General features: G+C 60.0%; 18 protein-coding genes and 1 tRNA gene. 10 read left to right on the forward strand and 9 right to left on the reverse strand.

From position 1 onward, the window contains the following. Positions 1–31: 31 nt before the first annotated feature. A complete protein-coding gene (locus ASB65_RS04090; protein WP_035212966.1) occupies positions 32–226 on the reverse strand; it encodes a hypothetical protein in 195 nt (64 codons plus the stop codon). A gap of 173 nt (positions 227–399) precedes the next feature. On the opposite strand from ASB65_RS04090, the gene ASB65_RS04095 reads away from it, so the two are divergent. The 4 genes from ASB65_RS04095 to ASB65_RS04110 all read left to right on the forward strand — a co-directional run bounded on the left by ASB65_RS04095 (position 400) and on the right by ASB65_RS04110 (position 5,175). Next, on the forward strand, positions 400–789 hold the full coding sequence (locus ASB65_RS04095) for an acyl-CoA thioesterase (protein WP_003506036.1): 390 nt from the start codon (positions 400–402) through the stop codon (positions 787–789). 169 nt (positions 790–958) lie between these two features. Then, positions 959–3,202 carry a polysaccharide deacetylase family protein gene (locus ASB65_RS04100; RefSeq protein ID WP_060723105.1) on the forward strand — a complete coding sequence of 748 codons (2,244 nt, stop codon included), beginning with the start codon at positions 959–961 and terminating at the stop codon, positions 3,200–3,202. A 220-nt stretch (positions 3,203–3,422) separates the two neighbouring features. Next, positions 3,423–4,463 (forward strand): four-carbon acid sugar kinase family protein, encoded by a 1,041-nt coding sequence (locus ASB65_RS04105; RefSeq protein WP_060723114.1) that lies wholly within the window; start codon positions 3,423–3,425, stop codon positions 4,461–4,463. A gap of 4 nt (positions 4,464–4,467) precedes the next feature. Next, on the forward strand, positions 4,468–5,175 hold the full coding sequence (locus tag ASB65_RS04110; protein WP_003506041.1) for a FadR/GntR family transcriptional regulator: 708 nt from the start codon (positions 4,468–4,470) through the stop codon (positions 5,173–5,175). 40 nt (positions 5,176–5,215) lie between these two features. Here ASB65_RS04110 and ASB65_RS04115 read toward each other — a convergent pair whose 3' ends face one another. The 4 genes from ASB65_RS04115 to ASB65_RS28645 form a co-directional block, all read right to left on the reverse strand. After that, on the reverse strand, positions 5,216–6,343 hold the full coding sequence (locus tag ASB65_RS04115; RefSeq protein WP_060723106.1) for an iron-containing alcohol dehydrogenase: 1,128 nt from the start codon (positions 6,341–6,343) through the stop codon (positions 5,216–5,218). Beyond that, complete coding sequence (gene pdxA, locus ASB65_RS04120) at positions 6,340–7,296, reverse strand: 4-hydroxythreonine-4-phosphate dehydrogenase PdxA (RefSeq protein ID WP_060723107.1); 957 nt, start codon at positions 7,294–7,296, stop codon at positions 6,340–6,342. Before pdxA ends, ASB65_RS04115 begins: the two co-directional genes overlap by 4 nt. Continuing rightward, complete coding sequence (locus ASB65_RS04125; protein WP_060723108.1) at positions 7,293–8,489, reverse strand: sialidase family protein; 1,197 nt, start codon at positions 8,487–8,489, stop codon at positions 7,293–7,295. The genes pdxA and ASB65_RS04125 overlap by 4 nt, the downstream gene beginning before the upstream one ends. A 123-nt stretch (positions 8,490–8,612) precedes the next feature. Beyond that, positions 8,613–8,777, reverse strand: coding sequence for a hypothetical protein (locus ASB65_RS28645; protein WP_174014772.1), 165 nt, complete (start codon positions 8,775–8,777; stop codon positions 8,613–8,615). 33 nt (positions 8,778–8,810) lie between these two features. On the opposite strand from ASB65_RS28645, the gene ASB65_RS04130 reads away from it, so the two are divergent. The 6 genes from ASB65_RS04130 (at position 8,811) to ASB65_RS04155 (ending at position 15,050) form a co-directional block, all read left to right on the forward strand. Continuing rightward, positions 8,811–10,319 carry an ABC transporter substrate-binding protein gene (locus ASB65_RS04130; RefSeq protein WP_060723109.1) on the forward strand — a complete coding sequence of 503 codons (1,509 nt, stop codon included), beginning with the start codon at positions 8,811–8,813 and terminating at the stop codon, positions 10,317–10,319. A gap of 76 nt (positions 10,320–10,395) precedes the next feature. Beyond that, positions 10,396–11,310, forward strand: coding sequence for an ABC transporter permease (locus ASB65_RS04135; RefSeq protein ID WP_003506052.1), 915 nt, complete (start codon positions 10,396–10,398; stop codon positions 11,308–11,310). A gap of 15 nt (positions 11,311–11,325) precedes the next feature. Continuing rightward, positions 11,326–12,249 (forward strand): ABC transporter permease, encoded by a 924-nt coding sequence (locus tag ASB65_RS04140; RefSeq protein WP_060723110.1) that lies wholly within the window; start codon positions 11,326–11,328, stop codon positions 12,247–12,249. Beyond that, positions 12,242–13,885 (forward strand): ABC transporter ATP-binding protein, encoded by a 1,644-nt coding sequence (locus tag ASB65_RS04145; RefSeq protein ID WP_060723111.1) that lies wholly within the window; start codon positions 12,242–12,244, stop codon positions 13,883–13,885. Before ASB65_RS04140 ends, ASB65_RS04145 begins: the two co-directional genes overlap by 8 nt. Continuing rightward, positions 13,882–14,763, forward strand: a complete 882-nt coding sequence (locus ASB65_RS04150) for a dihydrodipicolinate synthase family protein (protein ID WP_060723112.1) — start codon at positions 13,882–13,884, stop codon at positions 14,761–14,763. The genes ASB65_RS04145 and ASB65_RS04150 overlap by 4 nt, the downstream gene beginning before the upstream one ends. A gap of 197 nt (positions 14,764–14,960) precedes the next feature. After that, positions 14,961–15,050, forward strand: a tRNA-Ser gene (locus ASB65_RS04155). Between the two features lie 114 nt (positions 15,051–15,164). Here the strand turns inward: ASB65_RS04155 and ASB65_RS04160 are convergent. From ASB65_RS04160 to ASB65_RS04175, 4 genes are all read right to left on the reverse strand, one after another. Continuing rightward, entirely contained in the window at positions 15,165–16,094 is a 930-nt protein-coding gene (locus tag ASB65_RS04160) for a sugar phosphate isomerase/epimerase family protein (RefSeq protein ID WP_060723115.1), read from the reverse strand. 55 nt (positions 16,095–16,149) lie between these two features. Then, the gene (locus ASB65_RS04165) at positions 16,150–17,091 is read right to left on the reverse strand and encodes a sugar phosphate isomerase/epimerase family protein (protein ID WP_031233988.1); all 942 of its coding nucleotides are present in this window, start codon (positions 17,089–17,091) and stop codon (positions 16,150–16,152) included. 78 nt (positions 17,092–17,169) lie between these two features. After that, positions 17,170–18,342, reverse strand: coding sequence for a Gfo/Idh/MocA family protein (locus tag ASB65_RS04170; protein WP_060723113.1), 1,173 nt, complete (start codon positions 18,340–18,342; stop codon positions 17,170–17,172). 83 nt (positions 18,343–18,425) lie between these two features. Next, a partial coding sequence (locus ASB65_RS04175; protein WP_155643903.1) for a sugar phosphate isomerase/epimerase family protein occupies positions 18,426–18,900 on the reverse strand: 475 nt, incomplete at its 5' end.

Genomic DNA, 18,900 nt, shown 5'->3' on the forward strand with positions numbered 1-18,900 from the left:
ATCGTCGGGCCCTGAGCCTGATGGGAGCGGATCAGAGCCGCAAATGCCAGCTGTCTGAAGCGAGCCGTTGCTGTTTGACGAGGCTTATCGCGGATTCCGGCTCCACCTGCGAGCGCAGGGCAAGTGTGCCTGTCGCCAGGCTGATGGCGACGACGCTTGCGACCGCCAGGACAATACGGTCGTAGCGCTGCTGTATTGTGTTGTTTCCACTCCAGTCATAGGCCATTCGCACGCCCTCGCGTTTTTTGGAATCGTGCCCCATCATGGTTAACCGAAGCTTACGATGGCCCTGTGATTCCTTGCTGTTTTGGAAGGGCTGCCGCGAAAAATCGGCTATTGGCGGATAGGGCGCGGTTGTTTAAGTCCGGCAGCGGGAGGTTTGTGAAAGGATTTTGAGACATGGACCAGCAACCGCCCGCCGACATGGAACTCACGCTCAGAACGCTTGCAATGCCCGCCGACGCCAACCCGGCCGGTGATATTTTCGGCGGCTGGGTCATGTCGCAGATGGACCTTGCCGCTTTCGTTCGCGCCAATGATGTGGCCGGCGGCCGCACCGTCACCGTGGCAGTCAATGAGATCGTCTTCAAGAAGCCGGTCAAGATCGGCGATACATTGTGCGTCTATACCAGGATCGAAAAGATCGGCCGCACCTCCGTCACGCTCAAGATCGAAGCCTGGACCCGCAGGCATTATCAGGATTCACGCGAAAAGGTGACGGAGGCCGTCTTCATCATGGTCGCGGTGGATGACAATGGTGAGCCGCGCCCCGTCCGCAAAGAGGCTTGAAGGTCGCCGTCTTTTCAAAGCAACGACAAAGCGCCTGCCAAAGGAATAAAGAGCACAGGCGCTTTGGCCTTCCGCGCCATTCGATATCTCTCCGCTCAATACTTTCGAAATATCGAATTTATTTATCAATTTTTGCGATCAAGATATGGAATAGGACGGGGATCAGGCTTTGACCATTCCAGGTGTTGTTATTGTCGGCGGCGCTCACGGCACGCTAGCCCTTGCGCGCAGCCTCGGCGTCCTGAATGTGCCCGTCTATTATCTCACCCACGATTCCCCCTTGCCGGGCTGGTCGCGCTTCGTGCGGGAAACAATTCGCTGGGCTGGCCCGCATGATGCCGGGGCGATCGTGTTCCTGCGTCAAATGGCCGAGAAGCACGGTTTGAAGGGCTGTCTGCTGGTGCCGTCCGGCGATGGTGAGGTCCAGCTCATTTCGCAGCACCGTGAGGAGCTTTCCGCTCTTTACAAAATCGTTCTGCCGGATTGGGCGGCTCTGCAATGGCTGTGTGAAAAACCGCTGCTTTACAAGCGTGCGGCGGAGCTTGGCGTCAGCATTCCCCGGACCTATGCATTGACATCGGACGCCGACATCGATGCGCTGGATGTGATGTTTCCCGTCATTCTCAAGCCCAACATGGGGGGCGGTGATACCACGATTGCCCGGGCGAAAGTGATCCGGGCGGATGATCGCCAGGCGCTGAAGACTGCTTTCGCCGATGCGAGTGGAGAGATCGGCGCTGGCAACGTCGTTGTGCAGGAACTCATTCCCGGCGGCGGAGAAAGCCAGTTTTCCTACGCGGCACTGTGGCTCTATGGAGAGCCGGTGGCCGAATTCACGGCCCGGCGCGCCCGGCAATATCCCGTCGATTTCGGTTATACCAGCACCCGTGTCGAGGTTGTCGATAACGGGCAAGCGATCGATGCGGCCCAAAAAATGCTGAAATCCGCGGGCCATAGCGGGCTTGTCGAGGTCGAGTTCAAGCTCGACGGCCGGGATGGCGAGTTGAAACTTCTCGATGTCAATCCGCGCCCATGGTCGTGGTTCGGCCTCTGTTCGGCCGCAGGCGTCGATCTTGGTGCTTTGCTGTGGCGGGTCGCGAATGACGAACAGACTGGCCAGCCCGTCAGCGCGCGGCAGGGCGTTTCCTGGTCTTATCTTGTCCGCGATACCGTTGCGGCTTTCACCCTGGCCCGGAGGGGTCAGACGAGGATTGGAGACTATTTCGCCTCTTTGGGCAAAATCCGCAGCTGGGCCTCTTTCGCGCTGAACGATCCCTTGCCGGGCCTGATCGATCTGCCATTGACGGTCTTGCGGGTCATAAAAAAACGCATCCTTCCCGGTCTGGCGTCAGGGCAATCGAAAACGGGATTTTTACCGCCGCTCAAACGCCTCGGAAAATATGGGGCCATAAGGGCGGGGCTGGAAGTGAGTTCTTTCCCGCCTGTCCGGTCGGCGTTTCCGTCCTTGGCGGGGCGTGGTGTGATTTTTACACTTCACCATGTGCGCCCGGGCAGGGCTGTTTCGGCCTTTGCACCGAACGTTCAATTGTCAGTTACGCCGCAATTTCTGGAAGAGGCGATACAGGCCGCGCTCGAATGTGGCCTCGTTCCGGTCCATCTGCACGATCTGCCGGCTCTGCTTGCCGATAACCACGAAGGTCGGTCGTTCTGCGCCTTCACGCTTGATGATGGCTATCGCAACAATGCCGATCATGCAGCGCCGATCTTCCGCAAATATGCCGTGCCTTACACGATTTTCATCACGCCGGGTTTTGTCGAGCGAACACGCAGCCTTTGGTGGGAAACCGCCGCTGCCCTGACGCAGAAGGCCGCGTCTTTCGAATTCGATTTCGGGGCGGGGCCGGTGCAGGTGGCATGCGCCAACCCTTCGCAGAAAGCGGAGGCATTCACGCGGCTTGAAGATTTCGTCCAGAACTTTTCGGAAGACGAGGCGGTGGAAAGAATCGACCGTGCCGCGAGGCAACATGGCGTCGATCCCATCGCGATCGTGGACGAACTCGTCATGGATACGGATGAGCTCAGGACGCTGTCGGAAGATCCTCTGGTTCATTTTGGTGCCCATACCATGACGCATGTGAATATGCGCAAGGTCGATGCGGCGCGCCTGGCTTATGAGATCGCAGAATCGGCACGCCGGGTGGAAGCCTATGTCGGCCATCGGCCACGGTCCTTTTCCTATCCCTATGGCTGGGTAAGGGCGGTGGGAGAACGCGAAGCGAAAGCCGTTCACGACGCAGGATTTTCTGCGGCCGTGACCACGCAGGCCGGCGTTATTGGTCCCCACAGCCTCGAAAAGCCGACGCAGTTGCCGCGGGTATCGCTGAACGGACGCTTTCAGAAAAAACGTTTTGTCAAAGCGCTCATCTCGGGCCTGCCCTTCCGGTTCATCTAGCAACCTCGGCGGTTTGTCATCTTTGCCCCGTCCAGCCATGTGTGGCTGCGGTCCCCTGCCACTATTTCCGAATTCTGCCGTCGCTCTGCGGGCCTCTTCGCAGCCGTTTGGTCAATTCGAAATAGCGTGTTACAATTTTTGTTATTCACATCCCATTATCTATTGATTATAAATCAATTTATCGACGTAAAACATTACAACTTTTATGAAGGCTTCGTTCGTGCTGCTGATTTTTGCCGATGATCTGACCGGAGCGCTCGACGCCGCCGCCCCCTTTGCCGGGCGCGGGCTGGCGACCGAGGTTGCGATCGGGCTTGACGGTGTGCGTGCAGCGCTCGCGGATGCGCCTGCCGTCCTCAGCGTCAATCTCGGCTGTCGCGATGGCGAGGCAGATGAAGCCCGCCGCCGCACGCAGGAACTGTTGGCGCTGGTTCCGGCCGGTACAATTTTGTTCAAGAAGATCGATTCCCGCCTGAAGGGGCATATTGCAGCGGAAATGGATGCGATTTCCTATCGCCACGCGCTTGTCGCGCCCGCCATTCCGGACTTTGACCGTGTCGTTGTTGACGGAGCCGTTTCCGGCTTTGGCGTCGAAATTGCCATTCCTGTTCATGACAGACTGGGCGGACACGCCGGCCGCTGCACGGTACCCGATACGCGATCGAAGGGCGATATCAGGGAAGCTCTCGCCGCCGCGCAGGCGGAGGGGGCAGATCTTCTGGTCGGCGCGCGTGGGCTTGCCGAGGCGCTGGCTGAGGCGATGACGGGCCAGACTGTCCCTGAGGCGGCGGCCGTTCCAGCCGGCAAGGGGCTTTTTGTCATCGGGTCCCGCGATCCGATCACGGTGGAGCAGATTGACGTACTTGGGAGTGTTGGGCCTGTCTCGATCGTTGAGGCGCCGAATGGTATCGTGCCCAGTCATGCAGATGGGGGTGCCGGCCTGACGCTGGTTCAAGCAACGCAGGGTGCGGAAAATCTGTCGCCGCTTGCGGTTTCAGACCGGCTGGCGGAAGGCGTCGTGCCGCATTTTACCGCCAGGGCGGCAAGACTGCTGTTATCTGGTGGAGCCACGGCCGAAGCCGTGCTGCGGGCCATGGGCATTTCGCGCTTGCGTCTTGCCGGCGAATGCCTGCCGGGTCTCGGCGTCGGCTGGTCCGGAGACCAATGCATCATTGCGAAGTCCGGCGGTTTTGGGCAAGCTGACACGCTGAAACGGATCGCGAAAATGATGCTTGGCGACAATGACGCTGGAGAGAGCTGACCAGATGGGGCTGATGAAAGAAACGGCGCGCAAGGCACTTCCGGACATTATTTTCGAGAGAATGCACCGGGCGATCAAATCCGGCGCCTACAAGCCGGATGAGCGGCTGCCGACCGAACACGAACTCGCCATGGAATTCGAAGTATCGCGGCCGGTGGTGCGTGAAGCACTCCGGCGGCTGCGCGAGCAGGGTTTCATCTATTCCCGCAGAGGCTCCGGCAGCTATGTCAGGGCCTTTGGTCTGCGTGAACCGCTCGGCTTCGGGCAGCTCGAAAACGTTGCTGATCTTCTCAACTGTTACGAATTCAGGCTGACGCTGGAGCCGGCGGCGGCCGCAGCAGCGGCATTGCGGCACGATGGCGAAAGGCTTGCGGCGATCAGGAAGGCGCTCGAACTGATGCGGGACGCGACCAATCGCCAGTCTCACCGCGAGGATGCCGATTATCAGTTCCACCTTGCCATCGCGCGGGCGGCGCGAAACAGTTATTTCTCCACCGCGATGGAAGCGCTGAAAGACCATATTGCAGTGGGAATGAAGTTCCACGGCATGTCGGTGAAGCGGGAGGCATCCGGTCTGACGCGTGTTTTTGCCGAGCATGAGGCAATCGCTAAGGCGATCGCCGATGGGGATGCAGAGGCGGCACGCCAGCTTATGCTCCAGCACCTGACCGGATCGCGCGACCGCCTGTTTGAGTCTTCGCATACGGATTAAGCGGAAGGCCGATGCGCGTGTCCGCGTACCGGATTTTTGCTCAGAAGGCGTGGCGGTAAATCCCGAGCACGTCTTCGACGCTCATATCGACGGGGTTATTGTCCATCAGCCGGCGGATGGCGTGCGCATCCTCAGCGTAGCGGGGAAGATCGGCTTCAGTCGCGCCGTGCCGTGCGAGCGACATTTCGATGCCGAGCCCGGCACAGAAATCCGTCGCCGCCTTGCGCAGATCATCAGGCGAAAGGTGTTCGCGGAGCCCGAGCGCTCCCGCTACTTCTGCGGTTTTCGCCGAAACCGCAGGCTGGTTGAAGGCCAGAACATGCGGGAAGACGATGGCGTTCGCCAGCCCGTGCGGCAGGTTGAGAAGCGTGCCGAGCGGATAGGCAATGGCGTGACCGGCCGCCGTATTGACCGGGCCGAGACAGATGCCGCCATAATAGGAAGCGAGCATCATGCCTTCTCGCGCTTCGGTATCCGCGCCATCGCGGACGGCGCGCGCCAGATATTTGCCCACCAGCGCAAAGCCCATGCGGGCGAAACCGTCGATCATCGGATGGGCCTTGCGGTTGGTGAAGGCTTCAACGCAATGGGCCATGGCATCCACCCCCGTGGCCGCTGTAACCGCTGAAGGCACGGAATAGGTGAGTTCCGGATCGAGTACGGCGAAATCCGCAATCAGATAAGGGCTTTCGACCGCGATCTTGTTGCCTTTGACGGGATCTGTGATGAGCGAACGGATGCCAGCCTCCGAACCGGTGCCGGCGGTGGTGGCGATCTGCACCAACCGCGTGTCGCGCCCGACAACCCTGTTCGGCCCCGCCACATCCTCAAGCGTCTGACCGGAATTCCAGAGCGCCGCGACCAGTTTTGCCACATCCATCACCGAACCGCCGCCGAGGCCGATGACCAGATCCGGTTTGGCGGCGCGGGCCGCGGCAAGGGCGGCATCGAGCGTTGTGGTGTCCGGCTCGCCGGGAATGGCATCGAATATGGTGAAAGGACCTTGCAATTGCAGCCGGTCGGCAAATTTCGCCGTCAGCGGTGTGGCGATAATAAGGGTCGAGGTGGTCTTTCCCGCCCAGGCGCCGACCTGTGAAATGGTGCCTGCGCCAACGGCGAGCCGGCGTGGCTGGTGGATGAGAATGGGAGCTGTAGACATGGTACTCATCCCTTCGGTTCTTTGCCCGCCACGAGCTTGCGCGCATAGGCAATGGCCGCATTCATGTTGCCGTGATTGGCGATGCCTTTGCCGGCGATATCGAAAGCCGTGCCGTGATCGACGGAGGTGCGGTCTATCGGCAGATCGACGGAAACGTTGACGGCGGTATCGAAAGCAACAAGCTTGATCGGGATATGGCCCTGATCGTGATATTGGGCGACGACAAGATCGAAAGCGCCGGAATAAGCCCGGTGGAATACGGTGTCGGCGGAAATAGGCCCCTGCACCTCGATGCCTTCGGCGCGGGCGGCGGCGACCGCCGGTGCGATCTGGTCGTCATCCTCAGTGCCGAACAGCCCGTTTTCACCACAATGCGGATTGATGCCGGCAACCGCGATGCGCGGCCGCTCGTAACCGATGCGTTTCAGATGCGCGTTGCCGGCGCGGATGGTCGCCAGTAACCGCTCCGTCGTTGCCCGGCGAATGGCCTCCTCCAGGGAAACATGGGTCGAGACGTGAATGACTTTCAGCCGTTCCGAGGCGAGGAGCATATAGGCCGCCGAGGAACCGGTGAGGCTGCGCAACATGCCGGTGTGCCCATCATAATGGTGGCCGGCGAGATTCAAGGCTTCCTTGTTGATCGGCGCGGTGACGATGCAGCCGATTGCGCCCGCTTCGGCATCGCGAACCGCTTTTTCGATGAAACGGAAAGCGGCGTCTCCAGCCACCGGCGACAATGTACCCCAGGGCAGTGGCGCGCCTTCCACGGCCAAGTCGACGACATGCTGAGAGAGATCGATATCAACGCCAAGCGCATCCCGCGCCGCTTCCAACGTGGCGAGATTTCCGTAAATCCGCGTCGCCGCGCGATCCGGCGCGGACATGTCCGCCAGCGCCCGCACCGTGATTTCTGGGCCGACGCCGCAGGGGTCGCCCATGGTGATGCCAATGATATTGCTCATCTTTGTCTCCCGTCGTTCTCGTCAGCCCAGCCGGGCGCCAGCCGGACATATTTGATTGCGCGGCGATGATAGGTGTAGCTCGCATGCAGCGTACCGTCCGGCGCTTCCAGAAGCCATGGATAGGACATTTCCTGATTGCGGCCATCCGTCGAATCGTTCGACAGGCAGGTGCCCGGTCCGTCTTCGATCAGAATCCGGGTGGCAAAACTGCGCCCGTCATCATTGGAGAGGCAGATCGAAACCGGCGCGCGCGGCACGCCCCAGACCGGCACACAGCCACCGCTTGGATCGGCATCCGGCCTGTCGTCTTCCTCTCCCAATTCGTCATAAAGCGAGGCGCGGCGATCGCTCGACTGCGCGGCGTTGACGGGGTTGCAGATCATTGCCAGCCTGCCATCGCCGAGCCTGATCACGGCAATGGAGGAATTATTGTTTGGCACGTCGGTCGGCTGCGGCTTTGACCATGAGCGGCCGCCATCGGCGCTTTCCGTGCGGTAAACGAAATCGGCCTGACGACGGCGGAAGAAGGCGGCGTAGTGGCCATTCGTCACCGCGACCGGGCTCATATGCACGCAGCCGGTCGATTTCTGTAATTCCTGCAATTGCCAAGTCGCGCCATTGTCTGTGGATATGCCGAGCGCCGCCGTATCGTGGCTGCCGTTCCATTTCTGGCCGGGACGCTGGACGCAGCGGAAGATTGGCAGCAGCCATGCGCCGTCATCGCGAATACGCAGCGGCGCGCGGATGAAGCAGCCCTGCGGGAGATCGAGAAACCGTCCTTCCTCGGAGGCAAGCTTTTCCGGTGCTGTCGGGTCGCGTGTGACCCGCGCCATGCGAATGCGGCACTCATCCTGGTTGCCGGAGGGCTGGGCTGTGTGAAACAGCCAGAGAACGCCATCCGGCGCGGTGAAAAGAACCGGGTTCTGTTCGGAATGGGCGGGGTCATGGCTCAGGCGCTGCGGTGGCCCCCAATGGGTTGAGCCAGGTGTCAGCACGGATGCGAAGATCGAAATATCCGATTTTCCCTCCAATGTGCCGCCAAACCAGGCGCAGAGCAGGGTGCCGTCATCCAGAAGGTGCAGGAAGCTCGCATGGTTCTGGATCATGGGTGATGGCAGGAATGCTTCCTGCCGGTTTTCCGACGCGGTATGCATGGCTCCGGTCATGGCGTGAGCAATGTCATCAGGGGTCATCGTGGTCTCCTCTTGTCCTGATGAAAATGGCATATTCAAAAAGTTGTCAAGTTTATTTGATAAAAAAAGACGGGCAGTTGGTTTTGGTTTAAGAAATTAACTAGATGTTTTTAAACGATAAAATCAAGAGATTTGACCTGAATAAAAACTGCTTTTGAAAAATAAATTGACAAAAAATTCGATAACGTCGATGCTCTGTTTACGGGTGGAGGAGACGATCATCCGCACGCCATGCTCCTCAATGCAGGAGACGGGGCTTTTAGAACGTCCCTTGCGGTGCGCCGCCATGTTGCTGAATTTCTGATCTGGGAGGAGAACGGAATGAAGAAGTCATTGATTGCGGGCGCCCTTGTCTTGGGTTCCCTCAGCGCCGCGGTTTCGCCGGCGCTTGCGGCATCGGGGCCGATCAAGATCGTGCTGGCGGAAGAGGCGGACCTGCTTGAGCCCTGCATGGCCACCCGCTCCAATATCGGCCGTATCATCATGGAAAATGTCAGCGAGACGCTGACCGAGCTCGATGTGCGCGGCAAGAAGGGCGTTCAGCCGCGCCTTGCCGAGAAGTGGGAGCAGAATGCCGACGGAAGTTGGCGTTTCCACCTGCGTGAAGGCGTGAAGTTTTCCGACGGCACGACATTTGACGCCAAGGATGTGAAGCACAGCTTCGAACGCATCATGAGCGACAAGAACGCCTGCGAGTCCCGCCGTTATTTCGGTGGCATGACCGTGACCCCGTCGATCGTCGACGACCACACGATCGACTTCAAGACTGAACCGGCGCAGCCCATTCTGCCGTTGTTGATGTCGCTCGTTACCATCGTTCCCGAAGAAACCAAGATGGAATTCATTCGCGAACCTGTGGGCACCGGGCCCTACAAGCTGACCAACTGGACGCCGGGCCAGCAGATTGTGCTCACCGCACGCGATGATTATTGGGGAGCCAAACCGCAGGTGACGGAAGCGACCTATCTTTTCCGCGCCGATCCTTCGGTTCGCGCCGCCATGGTGCAAACCGGCGAAGCCGATCTTTCGCCTTCCATTTCCCAGCTCGACGCCACCAATGCGAAGACCGACTTTTCCTATCTCGACAGCGAGACGGTCTATATGCGTCTCGATCACAATATAGCGCCGCTGAACGATGTGCGGGTGCGCCGCGCGCTCAACCTTGCCATCGACCGGCAGGCCTTCCTCGGTACACTGGTTCCGGAAGGTGCCGTGCTGGCCACCGCGCTCGTTCCGCCGACCACGCTTGGCTGGAACCCTGACGTCAAGGTCTTCCCTTATGACCCCGATGGCGCAAAGAAGCTGCTCGAGGAAGCCAAGGCTGCCGGCGTCAAGGTGGATACGCCGATCACCATCATCGCGCGCACGGCGAATTTCCCTAATGTCACCGAGATCATGGAGGCGATCCAGCAGCAATTGCAGGAAGTCGGCTTCAAGATAGACCTGAAATTCGTGGAAGTGGCCGAGCACGAAAGCTATTATTCCAAGCCCTTCAAGGAAGGCCGCGGTCCGCAGATTGTCGCCGCCATGCACGACAATTCAAAGGGCGACCCGTCCTTCACCATGTTCTTCAAATATGCCACCAAGGGCACGCAGTCTGGCTTCTCGGACAAGAAGGTGGATGATCTGATCGAACGTGCATCCGCAGCCGTGGGTGACGAACGCGCCAAGCTCTGGTCGGAACTCATCGCTTATCTGCACGACGACGTGGTGGCTGATGTGCTGCTGTTCCACATGGTCGGCTTCTCCCGTGTCTCGGAACGGCTGGACTTCAAGCCCACCATTGCAACGAACTCGATGCTGCAGCTTTCGGAAATTGGCATCAAATAAGACCCCGCGTCTTGTCAATTGAGAAGCGGCGGCGCAGCGAAAGCTACGCCGCCGCATTGAAAAACCGGAGGCAACCATGCTGAGCTTCATCCGAAAACGTTCCGTTGCGAGCCTGATCTCCCTGATCGGCCTCATCGTTATGGTTTTCTTCCTGTCCCGCCTGACGGGGGACCCGGCCGCGCTGTTTCTGCCGGTGGAGGCTTCGGAGGAGTTGAAGCAGCAGTTTCGGGCGCTGCACGGGCTGAATGATCCGCTGATGGTGCAGTTTCTGCGTTATGCGGGCGATGTGATGACGGGGGATCTGGGCGAATCGCTCAGAAAAGCCCGCCCGGCACTGGATGTTGTGCTGGAGGCTTTCGTCTGGACGCTGTGGCTTGCGGTCATCACCATGTCGCTGGTCACAACCGCCGCAATCGTCGTGGGTTCGCTTGCGGCTTTCCGCTCCGGCGGCTTTTTCGACCGCATGGCCTCGAGCATCTCGCTCATCGGTGCATCCGTGCCGGATTTCTGGCTGGCGATCGTTGCCATCGTCGTCTTCTCCGTTAATCTTGCCTGGCTGCCCACGTCAGGCACGGGCTCCGTGCTGCACTGGATATTGCCGATCGCGGTCCTGTTCGTGCGCCCCTTCGGTATTATCGTGCAGGTGGTGCGCGGCTCGATGATCGGCGCTTTGTCCTCGGCCTATGTCAAAACGGCGCGCGCCAAGGGCGTGAAGTCGGGTCCGATCATTTTCATCCATGCCTTGCGAAACGCCATGCTGCCGGTCATCACCGTCATTGGCGACCAGGCGGCAAGCCTTCTCAACGGTGCGGTCATCGTCGAAACCATCTTCGGCTTTCCCGGTGTCGGCAAGCTGATGATCGATTCCATTCTTCAACGCGATTTCAACGTCGTTTTGGCCGCCATTCTCGTGACCGCGCTGGCGATCTTCCTGATGAATCTTCTGATCGATATCGCCTATGCGCTCCTCGATCCGCGTATCCGGCACTGAGGAGGCCCTTCAGCCATGAGCCTTTCCAACGCCGACACCGAGATCATAGCCGAACCCTCCTTCGCAACGCGCATGCTGCGCATGTTGTGGGCGGATAAATTCGCGCTCTGTGCCGCGGTCTTCCTTATCATCGTCGTTATCCTCGCTTTTGTCGGCCCGGCATGGCTCGGTGATCTCGCGACGAAACAGAACCTGCGCGGACGCAATCTCGCCCCGTTCGACTGGCAGCGCGAGTGGTATTTCTGGCTGGGGGCGGATGCGCTCGGCCGTTCGCTTCTCGCGCGCATCGTCGCCGCCACGCAAAATACGATGATGATTGCGGCCGGCGCAGTGCTTCTTTCCGCCATAACCGGCACCGTGCTCGGCCTGATTGCCGGTTTTTCCTCAAGCCGTGTCGGCCAGATCATCATGCGGCTCGCGGATGTGATCATGTCGTTCCCGTCGCTCTTGATCGCGGTCATCGTGCTTTATCTGCTCGGCTCCTCCATCCTCAACCTGATGCTGGTTCTCGCCATCACCCGCATTCCCGTTTACATCCGCACCACAAGGGCCGAGGTGCTGGAGGTGCGCGAACGCATGTTCGTGCAGGCAGCGCGTGTGATGGGCGCATCAGGCAAACGCATTCTGTTCCGCCACATCCTGCCCGTCGTGCTGCCAACACTGACGACGCTCGCAACGCTGGATTTCGCCTATGTGATGCTGGCGGAAAGTGCTCTCTCCTTCCTCGGAATTGGCATTCAGCCGCCGGAAATCACCTGGGGCCTGATGATTTCGCAGGGGCGGCAATATCTCACCAATGCCTGGTGGCTGTCGTTCTGGCCGGGGCTCGCCATCATCCTCACCACCCTGTCGCTCAACCTGCTTTCCAACTGGCTGCGTATCGCGCTTGATCCCGTGCAGCGCTGGCGGCTGGAAATGAAAGGCCGCAAGCATGGCTGACCATCTTCTCGACGTGCGCAACCTTTCCGTGGAGTTCCACACCGCAAGCGGTATCGTCCATGCGGTGAAGGATGTCTCCTACCATATCGACCGCGGCGAAACGCTGGCTATCCTCGGCGAAAGCGGTTCGGGCAAGTCGGTATCATCGTCGGCCATCATGAACCTTATCGACATGCCGCCCGGGCATATCAGCAGCGGCCAGATACTGCTCGACGGTCAGGACCTTCTGACAATGCCGGTTGAAGCGCGCCGCGAGATTAACGGCCGGCGTATCGCCATGATCTTTCAGGACCCGCTCAGCCATCTCAATCCCGTCTATACCGTCGGCTGGCAGATCCGCGAGGCGATGACCACCCATGGCATGGACAAGGCAAAGGCCGAAGCGGAGGCGAGGCGGCTGGTCGCGCGCGTCGGCATTCCCGATCCCGACCGGGCGCTCAAGAAATATCCGCACGAATTTTCCGGCGGCCAGCGCCAGCGTGTGATGATCGCCATGGCGCTTGCGCTTCGGCCTGATCTCCTGATCGCCGACGAGCCGACCACCGCGCTTGACGTGACGGTGCAGGCAGAAGTGCTTTCGCTGCTCAAGGAATTGCAGCGGGAGACCGGCATGGCCGTGCTCATCATCACCCATGATCTCGGCGTTGTCGCCGAAATTGCTGATCGGGTGGTAGTGATGGAAAAGGGCGTTCTGGTTGAGGCCGGCACGGTTCGTGAGGTCTATCGCAATCCGCAGCACCCCTATACCCGCAAGCTCATCAGCGCCGCACCCGGCAGAGGAGAAATGCACGAGCCGCAGGCGGCGGGCGAAGCGCTGCTCAGCGTGCGCGACGTGCGCAAGCGTTACGGCGCCTTCGAGGCGCTGAAGGGTGTTTCCTTCGATCTCATGGCCGGGGAAACCATTGCCGTTGTCGGCGAAAGCGGCTCCGGCAAATCGACGCTCGCGCGCATTCTCCTTCGGCTCGACGAGCCGGATGCGGGCAGCGCCTCGTGGAAAGGTCGCGATCTCTTCAAGCTTTCGCCTGCGGAACTCTTTGCGCTCCGGCGTGATCTGCAGATGGTGTTTCAGGATCCCACCCAGTCGCTCAATCCCCGTATGACGGTGTTCCAGCTTATTTCCGAGGCCTGGGTCATCCATCCCGATATATTGCCCAAAGCGAAATGGCGCGAACGGGTCGCGGAATTGCTGCATCAGGTCGGCCTTTCGCCGGAACATATGCGCCGTTATCCGCATCAGTTCTCCGGCGGCCAGCGGCAGAGGATTGCCATTGCCCGTGCGCTGGCGCTGGAGCCGAAGCTCATCATCTGCGACGAGGCGGTCTCGGCGCTCGACGTTTCGGTTCAGGCGCAGGTTATTGCGCTTCTGGACAAGCTTCGCCGCGAGATGGGCCTTTCTTTCATCTTCATCGCTCATGACCTGCCCGTGGTCCGGGATTTTGCCGATCACGTCATGGTCATGCAGCGGGGAGAGGTGGTGGAGTTCGGCACGGTTCGGCAGGTTTTCGAGGCGCCGCGCGAAGCCTATACGCGTGCGCTCCTTTCGGCCAGCCTCGATCCCGACCCCGATATGCAGCTTACGCGTCGTCCGGCCGGTGCCGATCACACTATTGGAAATCCAAGCGGAGTTCTTTCATGACCAAACAAGCCTTCGTCGCGCTCGTCACCTGTTTCAACGAAGACGAAACCATCAATTACGAGGCGACACGCGCGCAGGTGCGCCGCCAGGTGGCGGCCGGCAACAACATCATGTGCGCCGGTACCAATGGCGATTTCACCGCGCTGACGCATGAGGAAAAAATCCGGCTGACGGAAGAGGTGGTGGATGAAGTTGCCGGCCGTGCCAAAGTCATCGTGAATGCGGGCATGCCCGCCACGTTTGAGACCCTGCAATTGACCAAAGCCTTTGACCGTATCGGCGTCGACGGCATCGCCGTCATCACGCCCTTCTTCATCGCCTGCACGCAGGATGGGCTGATCCGCCATTTCTCGACGGTGGCTGACGCCGTCAAAACGCCGGTCTATCTCTACGACATTCCCGCCCGAACCCAGAACCACATAGAGCCGGAAACCGCCCGCAAACTCGCCGCCCACGGCAATATCGCCGGCATCAAGGATTCCGGCGGTGCACAGCAGACGCTCGAAGCTTATCTTCAGGTGGCGAAGGAGATGCCAGGTTTCGAGGTCTATTCCGGCCCGGATCACCTCGTTCTCTGGTCGTTGCAGAACGGTGCCGCAGGCTGCATTTCCGGCCTCGGCAACGCATTGCCGGATGTGCTCGCCGGCATTCTCAGTGCTTTCAACGCCGGTGACATCGCTGAGGCCGAACGCCAGCAGGCAATCTACGCCGACTTCCGCACCGATCTCTACGCACTCGGTTTCGCACCGGCCATGGTCAAACGCTCGCTTTATCTTCAGGACTCTTCCGTCGGCGCCAGCCGCCAACCGGCCCTTCTGCCGGATAAAGAGCAGGATGCCAGAATCGTGGAAATCTTGCGGCTTTATCGACGGCTCTGACGCCGCTATCGAATATGACGCGCACCGCCGCAGTTCGTGCGTGTCACCCCCAAAACATCCGCCAAAACGGCCACAAGCCTAAGCATTTCCCCAACCTCATCCATGACGAATAATTTGTGACACAAACACGAAATTCCCCTTGTCAGTCACGCCATTGATGTTTAAGAGGAGCGCGCAACGCAAGCGTTCGCGCATGCGGAGAGGTGGCAGAGTGGTCGAATGCACCGCACTCGAAATGCGGCATACCTGCAAGGGTATCGTGGGTTCGAATCCCACCCTCTCCGCCATAAGACCTTTCGTTTCGAAGGTCTTTCACTGAGGAAACAAGCTCGCCAGTTATTGCTGGCTCGCCGCACCGGGATAATCCTTGGGACAGCTCAACGGTCTATCTTGTGTCCGTTTCAGAACCCATTCTCAGCAAGAAACGCCCTGCTGGCCGCCAGATCGTCCAGAATGCCGCCGGCTTTGCGCGGATCGCGCTCCTGTTCGATGGTGATATAGCCGCCATAGCCGAGTTCCGTCAAAAGGCTGCGGATGGCCGGATAATCGATTGAGCCGCGACCGATCGGGCACATGACGCCTTTGGCGCAGGCGTCGAAGAAGCGGATACGTTCTCCCATAACCGCATCAAAAACCGTGGCGTCGATATCCTTGAAATGAATATAGTCGACACGATCCCAATAGCGGCGAAGCGTGGCGACGGGATCCATGCCGGAATAGGCCATATGGCCGGTATCGAGGCAGAGGCCGGCCAGATCTGCGGGAATGTCCTCAACGATCTGCTGCAACTCATCGGCAAATTCGATGTAGCCGCCGGCATGGGGATGGATGGTGGCGCGCACGCCGTATTTTTCACGGGCGAGCGTTGCGATGGCGCGGATGTTTTCCACCATGCCGTTCCAGGCGTTTCCATCGAGGCGCGGCGCGCGGTCGGAATGGCCGGCGGCATAGTCCCGCTCGTCATGTCCCCAGTCCATCACCGTCAGATAGGGGGCGGGAAAACGCTGGCCGGCATGGGTTTCGGGTTTTGGCAGGCGGGTGATCAACGCACAGATCTCGTCGGTCTGGCGCAACAGGTTGCGGCGGTTTTCCGGTGAGACCAGATCGTCGAAGATCGTACCGGCGACGATCTTCAGGTCGCGCTCATTGAGCGCCTGTGAAACCCGCTTGAGATCGAGCGGCAGATACCCGTAGGGGCCGAGTTCCAGACCGCCGAAACCGGCGGCCTTCGCCTCGCCCAGCACCTTTTCCCAATGGGGTAGATGGGGATTTTTGACGTCGTCGACGCCCCAGCAGCAGGGAGCGGTGGTGATGGTGATCTGGTTGGTCATGGCATCCTCGTGGCGCAATTGACGCCGGGCCGCCTTCTGCGGCCCGGAGCAGGTTTCAGCGGCTGATGGTGGCTTGCAGGGCGTCGATGGAGGACTGGATGCCTGCCTCGGTGGACATGGTGAAATCTTCCATTTCGAGGCTCACCCAGCCATTGTAACCGGCCATGCGCACGACGGAGAAGAACTCCTTCCACCATTGCAGGTCGCGGCCGGCGCCTACCGCCACATAGTTCCAGCTGCGGTTGGCGACGTCAGTCACCTCCTTCAGCTCCAGCAGACCGTTCACATCCGCCAGGCCGCGTTCGATGCGGGTGTCCTTGCCATGGCAATGGTGGATTGCACCGCCCAGCGCACGGGCCGACGCGATGGGATCAGCCCCCATCCACATCAGATGCGACGGATCGAGATTCATGCCCACCGTCGGGCCGACTTCGTTGCGCAGGCGGAACAGGGTTTCCGGGTTCCAGACAAGCATGGCCGAGAAATTCTCGAGCGCATATTTTTCGACGCCAGCTTCTTTCGCGAGCTTCACGAGCCCATGCCAGAGGGGGAAAGCGCGATCTTCCCACTGGTAACGGTCGCGCTCTGGCATCTCGTTCGGCCAGCTCTTGGTGTAGACGAGCCAGTTCGGCACGGTATCGCCGGGCGCCGCCTCCGGCAGGCCGGACATGGTGACGATCTTTGTCACGCCGATTTCACCGGCGAGCCGAACGGTGTCCTGCATTTCCTTCAGGTGGCGCTTGCCCATATCGCCGGGATCGAGCGGGTTGGCGGAGCAATTGAGGGCGGCGATTTCGAGGCCGCGGGCCTCGATTTCCTTGAGCTTGGATTTGAGAAGCCCCTTGTTCGCCAGAAGTTCGTCCGCCCGGAAATGCGGGCCACTGGACCATCCGCCTCCGGTCATCTCGATGCCTTCGACGCCAAGCGCGACGCATTTGTCGAGCATATCTGTGAAGGACAGGTTCGCCATGACATCAGTACAAATCGCGAGTTTCATTGTGTTGTCTTTCCGAAAAATATGGGGACGCGCGTGAGGAGGAGGACGGGAGAGTGGTCCGGCGCGCCCCCGAACTGGTTATGCGAAGTCGACCCAGGCGGCGCCGGCATCGGCCGAGCGGACGCAGTTTTCCAGCCAGCGAACGCCTTCGGTGCCGGCCGTGATGCCGGGATAATGGTGGGTTTTCAGAAAGGCCCTGTCACCGCGATTTGCTGCGTCGATCGCCTGGGCGATCCAGAGGTAGATGTTCGACCAGCTGTCACCGAGGCCTTCGGTATGCAGCGCCCCCATACGATCGATGGCGAGGCTTTCCTGTTCCAGATAAGGCATGCCGTGGTGCAGGATGCGGCCGGGTTCGCCCTGAACCTCGTAGATCAGTTGGTCGGGGTGGGAATCAGACCATTCAAGCGAGGCCTTGGAGCCAACGAAGCGGTAACGCTGCGATCCCATATTGCCGGCATTGACGGAGGAGACCCAGAGGCGGCCGCGTGCGCCATTGTCATAGTGCATCAGAACGGTGGCGTGGTCTTCCAGCGGGGCGCGGGTGGGGATAAAGGCCTTACGGTCGCAGAGCAGCCGTTCCACCTTCATATGCGGCAGCACGACTTCCGAGAGATAATAAAGATGCGTGCCGATATCGCCCAGCACGAAGGTCGGGCCGGCGGTACGGGGATTGGTGCGCCATTTGACGGCCTCGCCCGCGCCCACATCGTCACCGGCATTGAAGCCGTGGGTATATTGCAGGTCAACGATACGGATGTCGCCCAGCATTCCCTTTTTGACCATGGCCGCCATCTGGTGGACGAGTGGATGGCCGGTAAAGCCATAGGTGACGCCGACAATCAGCCCCTTCTGTTCGGCGAGCCGCGCGACCTCGTCGCATTCGGTCACGGTGAAGAATAGCGGCTTTTCGCAGATGACATGCAGCCCGGCTTCAAGGCAGGCCTTGGTGATCTCGTAGTGGGTGAAATTGGGGGTGGCGATGGAGATGACATCAACACCGTCTTCACGCGCAGTCTCGCCGGCAATCAGCGCCTTGTAATCCGCATAGCAGCGTTCCGCCGCTACGCCGAGATTGACGCCGAAGTCTCTGCCCCTTTCGGCATCGAGGTCGAAGGCGCCCGCGACGAGCTGGTAGTTGCCGTCGCGCAGGGCGCCGGTGCGGTGTTTGTAACCTACCTGTCCCGTGCGTCCGCCGCCCACCATGGCCCAGCGCAGCGGGCGTGAAATCAGTCTTTCTCCGTTGATCATGTCAATCGCCTTTCAATTTGATGTTCCGAATGGTCTGTCGCTTGAGGCAAGGCCTGCCTCGTCATCAGCGCCGGTATGCCGCGTTATTTCTTGAAATAGAGGTCGATATAGTCCTGCATCTTGGCTCGCATGAACTTGCTCGATTCATCCGCCCTGTCCTCCCAGGCGAAGACGCAGGAGGTCATGATGCCGTCGAAACCGATTTCGGAGAGCGTGCCGAAGAAGTCGTCCCACGGCACTTCGCCCTGGCCGATATTCAGATGCTGATGCACTCGCGCCTGCGTGCCGGGCGGGTTGAGAATGTAGCGAAGCCCGGAACTGGCCTTGTGGTTGAAGGTATCGCCAACATGCACATGCGCCAGCACATCCTTGGCTTCCCGCAGCATCGCCTTGGTGTCGTCGCCGAAATAGAAGGTATGCGGCGCGCAATAGAGGAACTTCACATTCTTCGAATTGACGGTGCGGATGATGTCGAGCGCCGGCTGCAGCGTTTCGCACCAGTCCTCGGGATGCGGCTCGACATGCAGGTTGATGCCTTCGCGCTCGAAGATCGGCACC

The organism is Agrobacterium tumefaciens str. B6 (genome assembly GCF_001541315.1).
GTDB classification, from domain to species: Bacteria; Pseudomonadota; Alphaproteobacteria; order Rhizobiales; family Rhizobiaceae; genus Agrobacterium; species Agrobacterium radiobacter.

What these genes read in the sequence shown, in the direction of transcription:
- ASB65_RS04165 (WP_031233988.1), bottom strand. Translation starts at nt 17,091, where the DNA reads ATGAAACTCGCGATTTGTACTGATGTCATGGCGAACCTGTCCTTCACA.
- ASB65_RS04125 (WP_060723108.1), bottom strand. Translation starts at nt 8,489, where the DNA reads ATGACCCCTGATGACATTGCTCACGCCATGACCGGAGCCATGCATACC.
- ASB65_RS04145 (WP_060723111.1), top strand. Translation starts at nt 12,242, where the DNA reads ATGGCTGACCATCTTCTCGACGTGCGCAACCTTTCCGTGGAGTTCCAC.
- ASB65_RS04135 (WP_003506052.1), top strand. Translation starts at nt 10,396, where the DNA reads ATGCTGAGCTTCATCCGAAAACGTTCCGTTGCGAGCCTGATCTCCCTG.
- ASB65_RS04140 (WP_060723110.1), top strand. Translation starts at nt 11,326, where the DNA reads ATGAGCCTTTCCAACGCCGACACCGAGATCATAGCCGAACCCTCCTTC.
- ASB65_RS04115 (WP_060723106.1), bottom strand. Translation starts at nt 6,343, where the DNA reads ATGAGTACCATGTCTACAGCTCCCATTCTCATCCACCAGCCACGCCGG.
- ASB65_RS04090 (WP_035212966.1), bottom strand. Translation starts at nt 226, where the DNA reads ATGGCCTATGACTGGAGTGGAAACAACACAATACAGCAGCGCTACGAC.
- ASB65_RS04110 (WP_003506041.1), top strand. Translation starts at nt 4,468, where the DNA reads ATGGGGCTGATGAAAGAAACGGCGCGCAAGGCACTTCCGGACATTATT.
- ASB65_RS04130 (WP_060723109.1), top strand. Translation starts at nt 8,811, where the DNA reads ATGAAGAAGTCATTGATTGCGGGCGCCCTTGTCTTGGGTTCCCTCAGC.
- pdxA (WP_060723107.1), bottom strand. Translation starts at nt 7,296, where the DNA reads ATGAGCAATATCATTGGCATCACCATGGGCGACCCCTGCGGCGTCGGC.
- ASB65_RS28645 (WP_174014772.1), bottom strand. Translation starts at nt 8,777, where the DNA reads ATGGCGGCGCACCGCAAGGGACGTTCTAAAAGCCCCGTCTCCTGCATT.
- ASB65_RS04095 (WP_003506036.1), top strand. Translation starts at nt 400, where the DNA reads ATGGACCAGCAACCGCCCGCCGACATGGAACTCACGCTCAGAACGCTT.
- ASB65_RS04170 (WP_060723113.1), bottom strand. Translation starts at nt 18,342, where the DNA reads ATGATCAACGGAGAAAGACTGATTTCACGCCCGCTGCGCTGGGCCATG.
- ASB65_RS04150 (WP_060723112.1), top strand. Translation starts at nt 13,882, where the DNA reads ATGACCAAACAAGCCTTCGTCGCGCTCGTCACCTGTTTCAACGAAGAC.
- ASB65_RS04160 (WP_060723115.1), bottom strand. Translation starts at nt 16,094, where the DNA reads ATGACCAACCAGATCACCATCACCACCGCTCCCTGCTGCTGGGGCGTC.